General features: G+C 50.4%; 15 protein-coding genes. 14 read left to right on the top strand and 1 reads right to left on the bottom strand.

What is annotated here, in order from left to right:
- Window positions 1–155: 155 nt before the first annotated feature.
- From cydA to CAG65_RS15545, 13 genes are all read left to right on the top strand, one after another.
- Complete coding sequence (cydA, locus tag CAG65_RS15485) at window positions 156–1,742, top strand: cytochrome ubiquinol oxidase subunit I (RefSeq protein ID WP_021703737.1); 1,587 nt, start codon at window positions 156–158, stop codon at window positions 1,740–1,742.
- Window positions 1,743–1,759: 17 nt separating this feature from the next.
- Window positions 1,760–2,896, top strand: a complete 1,137-nt coding sequence (gene cydB, locus CAG65_RS15490) for a cytochrome d ubiquinol oxidase subunit II (protein ID WP_021703736.1) — start codon at window positions 1,760–1,762, stop codon at window positions 2,894–2,896.
- A 12-nt stretch (window positions 2,897–2,908) separates the two neighbouring features.
- The gene (gene cydX / locus CAG65_RS15495; protein WP_000270284.1) at window positions 2,909–3,016 is read left to right on the top strand and encodes a cytochrome bd-I oxidase subunit CydX; all 108 of its coding nucleotides are present in this window, start codon (window positions 2,909–2,911) and stop codon (window positions 3,014–3,016) included.
- Complete coding sequence (gene ybgE / locus CAG65_RS15500; RefSeq protein ID WP_161454228.1) at window positions 3,009–3,311, top strand: cyd operon protein YbgE; 303 nt, start codon at window positions 3,009–3,011, stop codon at window positions 3,309–3,311. The genes cydX and ybgE overlap by 8 nt, the downstream gene beginning before the upstream one ends.
- A 174-nt stretch (window positions 3,312–3,485) precedes the next feature.
- Window positions 3,486–3,905: a tol-pal system-associated acyl-CoA thioesterase gene (ybgC, locus tag CAG65_RS15505; RefSeq protein ID WP_021703734.1), complete on the top strand. Its 420-nt coding sequence runs from the start codon at window positions 3,486–3,488 to the stop codon at window positions 3,903–3,905.
- Window positions 3,895–4,578, top strand: a complete 684-nt coding sequence (tolQ, locus tag CAG65_RS15510) for a protein TolQ (protein WP_021703733.1) — start codon at window positions 3,895–3,897, stop codon at window positions 4,576–4,578. Before ybgC ends, tolQ begins: the two co-directional genes overlap by 11 nt.
- Window positions 4,579–4,581: 3 nt before the next feature.
- On the top strand, window positions 4,582–5,025 hold the full coding sequence (gene tolR, locus CAG65_RS15515; protein ID WP_021703732.1) for a protein TolR: 444 nt from the start codon (window positions 4,582–4,584) through the stop codon (window positions 5,023–5,025).
- A 14-nt stretch (window positions 5,026–5,039) separates the two neighbouring features.
- Window positions 5,040–6,062, top strand: coding sequence for a cell envelope integrity protein TolA (gene tolA, locus CAG65_RS15520; RefSeq protein WP_161454229.1), 1,023 nt, complete (start codon window positions 5,040–5,042; stop codon window positions 6,060–6,062).
- A gap of 16 nt (window positions 6,063–6,078) precedes the next feature.
- Complete coding sequence (tolB, locus tag CAG65_RS15525) at window positions 6,079–7,431, top strand: Tol-Pal system beta propeller repeat protein TolB (protein WP_021703730.1); 1,353 nt, start codon at window positions 6,079–6,081, stop codon at window positions 7,429–7,431.
- A gap of 33 nt (window positions 7,432–7,464) precedes the next feature.
- Entirely contained in the window at window positions 7,465–8,004 is a 540-nt protein-coding gene (gene pal / locus CAG65_RS15530) for a peptidoglycan-associated lipoprotein Pal (RefSeq protein WP_021703729.1), read from the top strand.
- 15 nt (window positions 8,005–8,019) lie between these two features.
- Complete coding sequence (ybgF, locus tag CAG65_RS15535) at window positions 8,020–8,802, top strand: tol-pal system protein YbgF (protein ID WP_161454230.1); 783 nt, start codon at window positions 8,020–8,022, stop codon at window positions 8,800–8,802.
- A gap of 115 nt (window positions 8,803–8,917) precedes the next feature.
- A complete protein-coding gene (gene nadA / locus CAG65_RS15540; RefSeq protein ID WP_161454231.1) occupies window positions 8,918–9,979 on the top strand; it encodes a quinolinate synthase NadA in 1,062 nt (353 codons plus the stop codon).
- A gap of 106 nt (window positions 9,980–10,085) precedes the next feature.
- Window positions 10,086–11,123, top strand: a complete 1,038-nt coding sequence (locus tag CAG65_RS15545; protein ID WP_161454232.1) for a potassium channel protein — start codon at window positions 10,086–10,088, stop codon at window positions 11,121–11,123.
- 44 nt (window positions 11,124–11,167) lie between these two features.
- On the opposite strand, the gene CAG65_RS15550 is transcribed toward CAG65_RS15545, so the two are convergent.
- Window positions 11,168–11,737 (bottom strand): UPF0149 family protein, encoded by a 570-nt coding sequence (locus CAG65_RS15550; protein WP_161454234.1) that lies wholly within the window; start codon window positions 11,735–11,737, stop codon window positions 11,168–11,170.
- A 123-nt stretch (window positions 11,738–11,860) separates the two neighbouring features.
- Between CAG65_RS15550 and CAG65_RS15555 the strand changes: the two genes are divergently transcribed.
- Window positions 11,861–14,287 (top strand): hybrid sensor histidine kinase/response regulator, encoded by a 2,427-nt coding sequence (locus tag CAG65_RS15555; protein ID WP_161454233.1) that lies wholly within the window; start codon window positions 11,861–11,863, stop codon window positions 14,285–14,287.
- Window positions 14,288–14,450: the final 163 nt, after the last annotated feature.

Genomic DNA, 14,450 nt, shown 5'->3' on the forward strand with positions numbered 1-14,450 from the left:
ATATTAGCTGATGCTTAACAATTAACTAACCATTACGGTACATAATTGCAACAATATGATGTTTTTTATCAACAAGTTTCAATGTTGAACAACATGGGGGCTTGCGTTGCTCGTTATGTCGATAGTGTCATTTCAGCCGACACAAAGGAGTTACCATGATTGACGTCGTTGATCTATCGCGGTTGCAGTTTGCGCTCACTGCGATGTATCACTTCTTGTTCGTTCCACTGACTTTAGGTATGGCATTTCTGCTGGCCATCATGGAGTCACTCTATGTAATGACCGACAAGCAAATCTACAAGGACATGACCAAGTTCTGGGGTAAGCTGTTCGGTATTAACTTTGCTCTGGGTGTGGCTACCGGCCTGACCATGGAGTTCCAGTTTGGTACAAACTGGTCTTACTATTCCCACTATGTTGGTGACATTTTTGGTGCCCCTCTTGCCATTGAAGCCTTAGTGGCCTTCTTCCTAGAATCGACTTTTGTGGGTCTGTTCTTCTTTGGCTGGGATCGCCTGACAAAACGACAGCACCTTGCTGTAACGTGGTTAGTTGCTCTGGGTTCAAACTTCTCTGCACTGTGGATTCTGATTGCAAACGGCTGGATGCAAAACCCGGTAGGTGCTGAGTTCAACTTTGAAACCATGCGAATGGAAATGGTGAGCTTTGCTGAGGTTGTCTTCAACCCGGTTGCTCAGGTGAAATTCGTACACACTGTTTCTGCTGGCTATACGACTGGCGCGATGTTCATTCTAGGCATCAGCTCATACTACCTGTTGAAAGGTCGTGACATCGCATTCGCGCGTCGTTCTTTTGCTGTGGCAGCTTCGTTTGGTATTGCGGCCATTCTGTCGACTCTGGTTCTGGGTGATGACTCAGGTTATGAACTGGGTGAAGTTCAGAAAGTGAAACTGGCGGCGATCGAAGCAGAATGGAACACGGAACCTGCGCCGGCGTCATTCACCCTGTTTGGTCTACCAAATCAGGAAACAATGCACACTGATTACGCTATTAAGATCCCTTACGTGATGGGCATTATTGCTACCCGTTCACTCGATGAGCAGGTCACTGGCCTGAAGGATCTGCGTGCTGAGCACGTTGAGCGTATCCGTAACGGTATGTACGCTTACGAGCTGCTTGAAAAACTGCGTGCCGGTGACAAGTCGGAAGCCAACATGACTGCCTTCAACGAAGTGAAAGGCGATCTGGGTTACGGCCTGCTGCTAAAACGCTACACCGAAAACGTGACAGACGCGACTGAGCAACAGATCCAGGCGGCGGCTGATGATTCCATCCCGACGGTATGGCCTCTGTTCTGGTCTTTCCGCATTATGGTGGCATGTGGCTTTGTTATGCTGTTTGTCTTCGGCGCGGCGTTCATTCAGACTTGTCGTCAGAAGATCGAACAGAAACGCTGGTTGCTCAAAGCGGCGCTGTTGAGTATTCCACTGCCTTGGATTGCGATTGAAGCCGGCTGGTTTGTTGCAGAGTACGGCCGTCAGCCTTGGGCTGTGGGTGAGATTCTGCCGACACACTTTGCGGCATCGGCACTGACTGCGACAGAGATTATCACATCGCTGGTGGCCATTTTGGCGCTGTACACCGCATTCCTGATTGCTGAAGTGTATCTGATGCTGAAATTTGCACGTAAAGGTCCAAGCAGCCTGAAAACGGGTCGCTACCACTTCGAACAGAATCCGCAATCTGCACAAGATAAGCTGGATCGCCAGGTAGAAGCGTAAGGCAAGGAGAGACTATTATGTTTGATTACGAAACTCTGCGACTGATCTGGTGGGTACTGATTGGTGTCCTGCTGGTTGGCTTCGCGATTACCGACGGTTTCGATATGGGGGTTGGTGCGCTGGTCCCTGTCATCGGTAAAGATGACACTGAACGCCGTATTATGATCAACTCAATTGCCCCACACTGGGACGGCAACCAGGTATGGTTGATCACCGCAGGTGGTGCGCTGTTTGCTGCGTGGCCACTGGTGTACGCAACGTCATTCTCTGGTTTTTACCTGGCGATGATCCTGACGCTGGCGGCGCTGTGGCTTCGTCCAGTCGGTCTGGACTACCGCTCTAAGATCGAAGATCCAAAATGGCGTAAAAACTGGGATATCTGTATCTCTATCAGTGGTTTCGTACCGCCACTTATCTTTGGTGTGGCGTTCGGTAACTTGTTGCAAGGCGTACCATTCAAGTTGAACGAACTGCTGATGCCGACATACCACGGCTCGTTCTTCGCTCTGCTCAACCCGTTTGCACTGCTGTGTGGTTTGGTCAGCCTGTTTATGATCATTATGCAGGGCGCGACCTGGCTGCAGATGAAAACCACTGGCGATCTGCATACCCGTGCTCGCGGCGTTGCGCAAATTATGGGGCTGCTGACTGTGGTTGCCTTCGTTGCGGCTGGTTTCTGGATTCAGAGCATCGACGGCTACGTGATCACCAGTGCTATCGACCACAATGCCGCGTCGAACCCACTCAATAAAGTGGTAGAAACGTCGGCGGGCGCATGGATGAACAACTTCAAGGAATACCCACTAATGTGGATTGCTCCGGCGCTGGGCGTGGTGATGCCGCTGCTGGCGGTGTTGGCATCACGCGTAGAAAAGTGTGGCTTTGCATTCCTGGCGTCCAGCCTGGGTAACGCCGGTGTCATTCTGACTGCTGGTTTTGCAATGTTCCCATTCGTTATGCCGTCTAGCCTGGTGGCCAGTAACAGCCTGACCATGTGGGATTCGACGTCAAGTGAACTGACTCTCGGTCTGATGACTGCCGTTGCGTTTGTGATGGTGCCGATCATTCTGGGTTACACGTCCTGGACCTACTACAAAATGTTTGGTCGTCTGGACAGCAAGTTCATTGAAGAAAACAAAAACTCACTATACTAAGGAGCCTTTACTATGTGGTATTTCGCATGGATTCTCGGTGTACTACTTGCTTGTGCATTCGGTATCATCAACGCTCTTTGGTTAGAGCATTCGGAAATGATGGACAAAGACAGTGAGTAACCTCGCTGAGCAGATAACCCGCTTGCATGCTCCGGTGGATAAGGCTCTGTTGAGAGCTTTATCCCTTATCCTGGGCTTTATGCATGTGGGCTTGGTGATGTGGGACCCACACGCCTATGCCAATGCCATTGGTGGTTTTAACGTGATCATCGCGCCACTGATGATCTGGGCACTGTGCGCCAGCATGGTGTTTGGAATAGGTTTTAAACCAAGGCGCTGGTACTGGCAGGTTCTGTTCAGCCCGTACTTTTCGCTGACGATTTTGCTCTATCTGACTTACCAGTATTTCGTGTGAGACAGATTATAACAATTTACCTGCAGTTCTGAATTTTCTCTGAATTAGCGCTACTTCGTCGGGGTAGCGCTAATTTTTTGTCCGATTGCTGTGAAAACGGTGAATTGCCTTTCACAACTGGATACGGGTTGCGTTATAGTAACCGTCTAATTTTGTTGTTGAATTGGTGCCGTTTTGCAAGCTACAAGCCGTGAATTTATTTGGCCGGTTGTTGTGTACTATGAAGATACCGACGCTGGTGGGGTGGTGTATCACTCCAACTATCTGAAATTCTTCGAGCGTGCCCGCACAGAGATGCTGCGTTCGGTAGGCGTTTCACAACAACTTCTTTTGGAACAAAGCATTGGCTTTGTTGTCCGACACATGGATATCGACTTCCTTCAGGGAGCGCGATTGGACGATCATCTGAACGTCAACACCACCATTTCTGAGCTCAAAAAGGCCTCGATCACATTCTGTCAGGAGATCGTCAATCCTGAGGGGCATATATTGTGCCGGGCAATGGTTAAGGTAGCATGTATCGATAATAAGAAAATGAGGCCCATTGCTATGCCTCAATCAATTGTTATGGAGTTAACACAGAGTGACCGCTGAAATTTCAATCCTTGACCTCTTTTTACAGGCTAGTTTGCTGGTCAAACTGGTCATGCTCATTTTGTTGGGGATGTCGATCGCTTCCTGGGCAATGATCATCAAGCGCAGCAAAGTGCTTTCTCGTGCAGAAAAAGACACTGAAGCGTTTGAAGACAAGTTCTGGTCTGGCAACGATCTGTCCGTACTGTATCAAAGTGTGAAGAAAAACAAAGACGAACTGACCGGATCAGAAGAAATCTTCTACTCCGGTTTTACCGAGTTTGCGCGTCTGAGAAAATCCAACGCCTCATCTCCGGAGTTCATTATGGAAGGCACTGGCCGTGCGATGCGCGTGGCGGTGGCTCGTGAGGTGGATGATCTTGAAACCAGCTTGCCATTTTTGGCGACCGTGGGTTCGATCAGCCCTTACATTGGTCTGTTTGGTACCGTTTGGGGGATCATGCACGCCTTTATCGCGCTGGGTGAAGTCAAGCAAGCAACGTTGGCCATGGTGGCACCGGGTATCGCAGAAGCACTGGTTGCGACCGCGATGGGCCTGTTTGCTGCCATTCCGGCCGTTATGGCTTACAACCGCCTGAGCAATAAAGTGAGTAAGCTAGAGCACAACTACGCGACTTTCTCAGAAGAGTTCCACAGCATTCTTCACCGCCAGGCGATGGCCAACAAGGAATAAGCGATGGCGGGCTACCAAAGAAAAAAACGCAAGATGACCGCAGAGATTAACGTCGTACCCTATATCGACGTTATGCTGGTGCTGCTGATCATCTTTATGGTGACGTCGCCCTTTATTACTCAGGGTGTCGATGTCGAGTTGCCTAAAACCTCGACCGCAAAACCAGCCAGCGAAATGGCCGGGGACAGCGACGCGAGCTTCATCATCGTTGAAATTGATAAACAAGGTCAGCTTGGTGTCAGTGTCAACGATGAAGACATGGTGCGCGGCCTGTCACTGCAGGACGTGATCGTCCGTGTTAAAGCGGAGCTGTCACTCAAACCGGACTCTCCGGTAGCGGTGGGTGGCGATGCGCAAACTCCGTACGCTGAAGTTGTTTTGGTGTTGGATGAATTAAGCCGAGCAGGCATACCGAAAGTCGGCCTGTTAACGGATATCAAGGAATAAGTTCCGTAAAGCAGATGAAAAACCACAAATCCAAAAGAAATGAGTATGGCAAACCGGTCGCAATATCGATCGGTCTGCATGCCTTGCTGGTGGCGGCTCTGCTGTTTGGCACGGACTTTACGATGAATAAGCCACAGCAAAGTGGCCAGATGGTTCAGGCGGTTGTCATTGATCCGTCGGCCGTGCAAAAACAGGCTCAGCAAATTCGCAGTCAGCGTGAAGCTGCGGCGAAGAAAGAGCAGGAGCGTCTGGACAAACTCAAACGCGAAAGCGAACAGCTGGAGAAAAACCGTAAAGCCGAAGAAGAGCGCATTCGTAAGCTGAAAGAGCAGCAGGCGAAAGACGCACAAGCGGCCCGGGAGGCAGAAAAACAGCGCGCGCAGAAAGAGCAGGAGCGCAAAGCCGAAGAAGAACGGGTTCGCAAGGAACGTGAGCGGGCTGCTAAGCTTGAAGCGGAACGCAAAGAAAAAGAAGCGGCGATTCAAAAAGCTGAGCAAGAACGTTTAGCGCGTGAGAAAGCAGCGAAGGAAGCCGAAGAGAAAGCGCGTAAACAGCGTGAAGCGGCGGAAAAGGCCGAAAAAGAACGTCTGGCGAAAGAAAAAGCCGCCAAAGAGGCCGCAGAAAAAGCGCGCAAAGAGAAAGAACGCTTGGAACGTATTGAGCGTGAACGTAAAGAGCAGGAAGCGGCTCTGAACGATATTTTTGCAGGCCTGGAAGATGAATCCGCGCAGAATCAGGCCGCGAAAGGTCAGCATATGGCGAGTGAAGTGGCGCGATTCTCGTCGATTTACACTCAGTTGATTCAAAGTCGAATCATCAAGGACGACTACCTGTTGGGAAAGTCGTGCCGGGTTAATATTAAGCTGGTTCCGACTGGCAGTGACGCAGTGGTCAGCAGTGTGTCTGTATTGGGTGGTGACTCACGACTGTGTAACGCGGCAAAAAGTGCGATCAGTCAGGTCGGTAACTTCCCGATGTCCAAAGATCCAGATGTGATCAAACAACTGCGTAATATTAACTTAACCGTTGATTTTTAAATAAAGGATGACCAACGTGATCAAACGATTATTGCTAGGGTTAACGTTACTGATGTGTACCGTTGCCAACTCAGCGAATGCCGCGCTCGAGTTGGTGATTACCGAAGGGGTCGATTCAGCACGACCAATCGCGATCGTACCTTTTAAGTGGGAAGGCGCGAGTAAACTGCCGCAGGATGTCTCAGCGATCATCGCCTCTGACCTGCAACGCAGTGGTAAATTTAGCCCTGTGGCGACCAGTAAAATGCCACAGACGCCATACAGTGATACCGAAGTGAATTACCCGTCTTGGACGTCTCTGGGGGTGGATTCACTGCTCACAGGGTCGATCACGCAAGATGCCAATGGTAACTACGTGATCAGCTATCAGTTAGTCGATGTGGTCCGTGGTCAATTGACGAAAGGCCAGAGCCAGGCATTGAGTGATGACGGCCAGCTCGTTGCTGCTCAGGACCACGTTTTGTTTAATAAGCGTGCCACCGTGCCAGCCAACCGCCTGCGTGAATACGCTCACCGAATCTCAGATCTGGTCTACGAGCAGCTGACAGGTGAGCGTGGTGCATTTTTGACTCGTATTGCTTACGTGGTCGTGAACGACAAAGACACGTATCCGTACCAACTGCGTGTGGCTGACTACGATGGTTACAACGAGCGACTGGTATTGCGTTCGAAACAGCCTCTGATGTCACCAGCCTGGTCTCCGGATGGCAAAAAGCTCGCGTACGTCAGTTTCCAGAATGGCCGTGCAGAAATCTACGTGATGGATATCTACTCAGGTGAACGTGAGAAGATGACGTCATACCCGCGTCATAACGGTGCGCCAAGATTCTCACCAGATGGCAGCAAGCTGGCATTGGTATTGTCTAAAACCGGCAGCCTGCAAGTGTACATTCTCGATTTGAACAGCAAGAAACTGACTCAGGTGACTTCAGGTCGTGCCAACAACACCGAACCATACTGGGCGCCGGATGGTCAGTCATTGATCTTCACGTCAGACCGTGGTGGACGTCCGCAGATCTATCAGGTCAACCTGGCTGACAATTCAACCAAACGTGTCACCTGGCAAGGGATGCAGAATCAGGGCGGACAAATCACTCCGGATGGCCGCTTCCTGGTGATGGTTCACCGCAGCAACTCAGGTTTTAACCTGGCAAAACAAGATTTAGAGACCGGCGCAGTGCAAGTTTTGACGCAAACAAAACTGGATGAGTCGCCAAGTATCGCTCCGAACGGCGGTATGGTTATCTACAGCTCTATCTATAACGACACAAACGTTCTGTCGATGGTGTCGATTGATGGGCGATTTAAGGCTAGACTACCGGCAACTAACGGGCGTGTAAGAGCGCCGGCGTGGTCACCGTTTTTATAGCAAGTAAATACAAAAAAGTAAGGAAAAAACAAAATGCAACTTAACAAAGTTCTTAAAGGGCTGCTGATTGCGCTACCAGTACTTGCAGTGACTGCATGTAGTTCAAGTGATGAAGCGGCTAACGCTTCAGGCTCTGAAACTAACCAGTCTACGTCAGGTTCTGCTAACGGTGTTGATACTACAGTGGTATCGCCAATCGATGGCAACGGTCAACTGACTGAGCAAGAGCTGAAAGAGCAAGCGCTACGTGAGAACCAAACTATTTACTTTGCATTCGATAACTCAACGATCGCTGGCGATTACGAAGATATGCTGGCTGCACACGCGGCATACCTGGTGAAGAACCCTTCAGTGAACGTTACTATCGAAGGTCACGCAGACGAGCGTGGTACTCCTGAGTACAACATCGCACTGGGTGAGCGTCGTGCACAGGCAGTCGCGAAATACCTGGAAGCTCTGGGTGTAATGCCAAGCCAAATGTCTATCGTCAGCTACGGTGAAGAAAAGCCACTTCTTCTGTCTCACTCAGAAGAAGCGTACGCTAAGAACCGCCGCGCTGTTCTGGTTTACTAATCGAGGAAATGCCTCATGTTCAGTAACTTAAAGCGAATTACCGCGCTTACGTTACTGGCAAGTGCAGCGAACCTGGCGTTCGCTGCACCAGCCCCAGTATCTGATCTATCAAACTCCTCATCTTCATCTCGCGCGTCTGCGTCAGCCAGCGGCAACGAGACGGATGTCGCACGCCTGGAGCGCATGCTACAAAGTCGTAACCGCCTGCAGATTCAGATGCAGCAGCAAATTGACGAGCTGTCACACGAAGTCAGCAGCCTGCGTGGTCAACTTGAAAAGAACAACCATGACATGCAGCAGATGTTGCAACGTCAGCGTGAGCTGTTTGTCGAACTGGATAAACTGCGTAGCGAGATGAATTCCGCGCCTAAAGCCGCAACGAGCGGCAAAGCGCCGTCTGCCAAGTCGGCCGGTGGTACGTTTAGTACTAACGCCAGCGAGCAGGCCGCGTATCAGGATGCGGTTGATATGATCCTGAAAAAGCGTGATTACACCGGTGCCATTGCGGCCTTCCAAAAATTCCAGAAAGATTATCCGGATTCGTCCTTTACCGCGAACTCGCATTACTGGCTGGGTCAGCTTTATTTTGCCAAAAAGCAGGATAAAGACGCTGCCAAGAGCTTCGCTGCCGTACTGACGTACGAAGAGTCCAACAAACGTGCAGATGCATTAGTGAAGCTGGGTGATATTGCCGAGCGCAACAACAATGATGCACAGGCACAAAAGTTCTATAAGCAAGTGGTCGACGAGTATCCGACCAGCGCTTCTGCTGAGCTTGCCAAGCAAAAGCTCAAATAGAAACCAGATGCGTATGAGAAGAGGCTGCCCGTCAGCCTCTTTTGCTATTCTTTGATCCACAGCTGTTAACAGGTGTACAATACGCGGACTACTGGAAGTTGCGTAGGCAAGAGCAATGAGCCACATATTAGATAAAATAGATACCGTATACCCGTTTCCACCCAAGCCAGTTCCACTGACTAAAGCACAAAAACAAGTCCACATTGACAACATTAAGACGCTGCTTAAGCAAAAAGACGCGGTCTTAATTGCCCACTATTACACTGACCCTGAAATTCAGGCTCTGGCGGAAGAAACCGGCGGCTTCGTCGGTGATTCGCTGGAAATGGCCAAATTTGGCAACCGCCATCCAGCGTCTACGCTGATCATTGCTGGCGTGCGCTTTATGGGGGAATCAGCCAAGATTCTGACACCAGAGAAACGAATTCTGATGCCCACACTGGAAGCTGAATGTTCGTTGGATCTGGGCTGCCCTGCGGACAAGTTCACCGAATTCTGTGACGCGCACCCGGACCACACCGTGGTGGTGTACGCCAACACGTCGGCTGCAGTGAAAGCGCGAGCAGACTGGGTGGTGACCTCCAGTATTGCACTTGAAATCGTGGAACACCTGGATGCGGAAGACAAACCCATCATCTGGGGCCCGGATCGCCACTTAGGTTCGTACATTGCCAATAAAACGGGTGCAGACATGTTGCTGTGGCAAGGTGAATGTGTAGTGCATGATGAATTTTCTGCCGACGCCCTGCGTAAAATGAAATCCCTGTACCCAAATGCCGCGATACTGGTTCACCCGGAGTCACCAGCCAGCGTTGTGGAATTGGCCGACGCTGTCGGCTCGACCAGTCAGTTGATCAAAGCGGCCAAAGCATTACCGCAACAACAGATGATTGTGGCCACCGACAAAGGCATCTTCTTCAAAATGCAACAACTGGTGCCGGGAAAAGAGCTGATTGAAGCACCAACGGCCGGCGCTGGCGCGACATGCCGCAGCTGTGCGCATTGTCCTTGGATGGCTATGAACGGGCTGAGTGCAATTGAAAGCGCGTTGCGCGATGGCGGCAAGGAACATGAAATCTTCGTTGATGAAGAGGTGCGTGTGAAATCGCTTATCCCTCTTAATCGCATGCTGGACTTTGCAGAACAACTGAATATGCAAGTCAAGGGCAATGCATAACGGATTGATAAGGTGCACAGAATTAGAACCAGCCCGTAGCGGCTGGTTTTTTTGTGCCTGATACTTACCCCATGTTACACATCGTGGACGTCACACAGGAATATCAATGTCAATCTGGTTAACGTTCAAACAATGGGTCAATGCGCGACTGTTCGACATCAGCAATCGCAACCTGTTGTTGTTTCTGATCACGTATTTAGTCTTATCGTGGCTGTTGCTCCGTTTGGCGGGCGAGCAGGCGCTGACGGACGACCCGGCAACGTTTGTCTACTACCTGATGGTGACGGCCTCGACCGTCGGTTATGGTGATTACTCGCCGCAGTCGGATGCGGGCAAATGGGTGGTGTTGCTGTTTGTAATACCGGCCGGGCTGAGTTTGTTTGCAGCTTTACTGGGTCGTATTGCCAGCGAGGCGGTAGAGTATTGGAGAGCAGGAATTCTGGGGAAACGTAAAATGAATCTGAGCAATCATATCTTGTTATTGGGCTGGAATGGCCAGCGCACCATACACATGATCAGAATGCTGCAACATGAAGAAACCGGTAAGCGTCCGATTGTATTGTGCAGCCGCAGTGACATCGAGAATCCGTTGCCCGGGGAAATCGGTTTTGTGCGCGTCAACAGTTACACCGATGCAAAAGAAATGGAAAACGCCAGTATTGATCAGGCCAGTTGTATCATCGTTGATAACTTGGAAGACGACGTGACGCTCTCAGCAGCGCTCTACTGCGCCAACCGTAATCCTAACGCGCATTTGCTGGCGTATTTTAAAGATGAAGCGCTCAGCGAGCTTCTGAGCCAACACTGCCCGAATGCCGAGTGTATTCCGGCGGTTGGCGCTGAAATGCTGGCGAAAGCGGCGGTGGATCCGGGCTCCAGCAAGTTGCACCAGGAGCTGCTGGCCTCAACGCGAGGCATGACACAATATTCTACCGTCTACCCCAAACACAGTGACGCCATCAGTGTTGAGCGGGTGTTTACCTTCATCAAAGCGCGCCACAAAGCGACACTCATTGCCATCGACAGCGGGCGGGGTATTCAACTGAACCCGGAGCTGGATACCGTGATCAATCCAGGCGATCGGGTGTTTTACATCGCCGATGAACGCATTGATGACTTTGACTGGCATGCGGTGGAAAAATAAAAAAACCTGGCAATAGCCAGGTTTTTTTGCCGTAACGTCAATGCTTACTGATCGGCAGCCAGCATTGCGCCGCGCATAGCCAAACCACTTAGCATCGTTGGCATCGCATTGTAAATCTCTTCAAACTGCTCTAAGCCCTCAATGCCTTGTTCAGCCAGAGTGGCAATTGAGGTTTCCGGATCGTAGAGCATGCTCAAAGACAGCAGAACGCCGCCCAGTAGCGCGTTGTCTTCGCTGTCTTCCGGCATGATGGTTTCCCAATCGTCGCGTGACAGTTGCCAGCCTTGCAGAACACCTTCACAAAAATCACGCGTGGCTTCGTTGACGATCTCTTCTTCGTCTAACTGACACAGCTCTGGCCAGCTCCAGCCGTTGTTGAGCAGAGCGGGGCGATAGCCATTCCACAGGGCAATTACCGCCTCAATGTAGCACTCCAGTTGTTCGCCATCAGAAAAGGGCGCCACTTCTTCACCGCCCCAAAGGAACGGCAGCCATTCGTGCGGAGAAAGTTCATGAGGAGCAGCCGCCATCGCGGTAACGAAACCGTGTGTTTTTGCTTCATTGAGCAACTTGCCCTGCAGCTCTGGCAGCGCGAGGAGTTCTTGTAGAGTCAATGTAATTACCACTGTGATGAATTCAACAGGCGTCATAGTAGCAGTCATAGAATTAGATAAAAAGACTTGATGCCTTACAGCATTCGCTATAGCTTTTAGATAGAAGGAGATAATCAATCACTTATGGAAATTCGTTCCTCGCTTAAGCGTAAGAGCATCTTTGCTCTCGCCGTCTATCTCTGCTTTATTATCGCCACTATCGGGACGGTCAGTTACCTCGTGGTTGAACCGCCGCTCCGCTTCACGCTGGAGCAAAACCTCGATTCCCGAACCGAATTGCTTGCCGCTCAGGTTGTGGAACCGCTCAACAGCTCAATGGGCATATTACAAAGTATCGTCAGCATCGGGCAAAGCGGTCAGGATGCGCAGGGTCAAGACAAAGCATTACGGTCGCTATTTTCTGTGATTAATGGTGTGACGGTGAGTGGCGGGCTGTGGCCCAAACCTTATTCGGTACGCCCGGATACCGCCTACGCCAGCTTGTTTTATAACCGTACTGAACAGGGGCACGTCGATCGGGTTTATTCCTGGAACAACCCTCAGTCCGGCGGTTACGATCGCGAAACCTGGTACATTACGTCTGCAAGCGCGCAGCCTGGAAGCATCGCCTGGTCGCGAGTCTACATTGACCCTTATACCCACATTCAGATGCTTACTGCCTCTTCACCGTATTTCGTCAATGGCGCATTTGCCGGTGTGGCCACGGTGGACCTGTCGCTCAACAGCCTGATTGATTTTGTCAGTCGCATGGCCGAAGACCACCAACTCGGTGTGTTTTTGCGTGACGCGTATGGTGATGCGATCACTGAACACAACTTCCGGATCGCGAAAGGTGTGTACATCAGTGAATTGTCCTTCGGGGATTTTCGCTGGCAGATGGACGTGGTGAACGCCCAGCGGCGGATCAACGATGAAGTCTATCAGTTGGTATCGCAGGTCGAGTTTGCCTTGCTGCCGATTTTGTTGCTGTGCGTTATGCTGGGCTACTATTTATTGAATCGCTATCTACTCAAACCGATTGTATTGATTGCTCAGGAAGTCGACGCCTCCCGCGAAGGAGGGATCATCGATATGGATTATCGCAGTCAGGATGAAATTCGCCATCTGATCGACAGCTTTAACCAGAAGACGGTCTATCTGGAAGCCGAGAAAGTCAAAGCGCAGGCATCGACCAAAGCAAAAAGCGCCTTTCTGGCCACCTTGTCTCATGAGATTCGCACCCCGATGAACGGCGTGCTGGGTACTGCGCAGATCTTGCTGAAAAGCGATCTGACGGATGAGCAGCGTAAATACATGAAATCACTCTATGAATCTGGCGATCATATGATGACGTTGCTCAACGAAATCCTCGATTTCTCCAAAATAGAGCAGGGGCACCTGGAACTGGAACACGCCCCATTCCCGCTCGACTCGATCATCGGCAGTATTAACAGCGTCTACCACACGCTGTGTTTTGAGAAAGGCTTGCAGTTTAAGGTGTTCTCGGAAGTAGAGCCGGGGCGTTGGTATCTGTCTGACAAGGCACGTATTCGTCAAGTATTGTTTAACTTGCTCAACAATGCGATCAAATTCACCTCTTTAGGCTTTGTCGAGGTGTACCTCAAAGAAGTCGAGATGAACGACAAAACCTATTTATCGGTGAAAGTGCGAGATACCGGGATCGGGATCGCTAAAGAAGCGCAGCGGCGGATATTCAAACCTTTCGAGCAGGCCGAGTCTTCAACCACCCGCCGCTTTGGGGGCACCGGATTGGGATTGGCGATCGTCAAGCAAATCTGTGAGCTGATGGACGGAGATGTTACTGTGGTCAGCGAGGAGGGTATTGGCAGCAACTTTGACGTTCTGATTGCCGTTGAGCCGTGTGAACCTGGCACGGTGGAGGTCGAGACGCACAGCAAGCTGGACTACACCGGTTTACGTTGTTTGATTGTCGAGGATAACCGCACCAACACCATCATTATGGAAACGTTCATGCGTTCCAAAGGGTTTATTTGTGACTGTGTGGAAAACGGCGAGCGCGCGGTGCGCCAGTTACTGGATAAACACTACGACTTGATCCTGATGGACAACCATATGCCGGTTATGGACGGTGTGGAGGCGATTAAAGCCATTCGTCAGTTGCAAAACCGCAAAGCCAGAACGTTGATCTTTGGTTGCACGGCGGATGTGTTTAAAGAAACCCAGCAGCGGATGATGAACGCGGGCGCCAACCATATTGTTGCCAAACCCATCGACGAAAACGAACTGGATGACGCTCTGTATCGCTACTCGCCGCTACTGTATCAGTTTGTCAGTGAAGCGACTTCTCAACAGCCTTCAGTGGTGATTCACGAAGAAAGCCTGGTGGCCCTCTATGTGGACATTGAAAACCATAAATACCAAGATGCGCGCCTGCGTTTAAACAAAATAAAGCAGGTGCTGGGCGTGCAGCTGACACAACCAGCGGCAGATGTCATCGAGCGAGTAGGAGAAGCCCTGGATAATCAATCCAGTCCCTTAGCCGAAGATCTCGATTTACTCGCCGTCTTGCTCTCTGATTTCTGTAACTAAATAACGTTTTTCTATCCTTTCAACAAAAATTCGATCACTAGAATCCTTTGTTAGTGATTAAAGCTAGTTTTTGTACGTAAATTGGTAATTTATTTACCACTTATGTTAAAAAACGGAATCTATATCTTTAAAGGTTATGTTCTAATAGTCTCATAAACTGCTT

The organism is Vibrio sp. V39_P1S14PM300, from assembly GCF_009904765.1.
Lineage (GTDB): Bacteria > Pseudomonadota > Gammaproteobacteria > Enterobacterales > Vibrionaceae > Vibrio > Vibrio proteolyticus.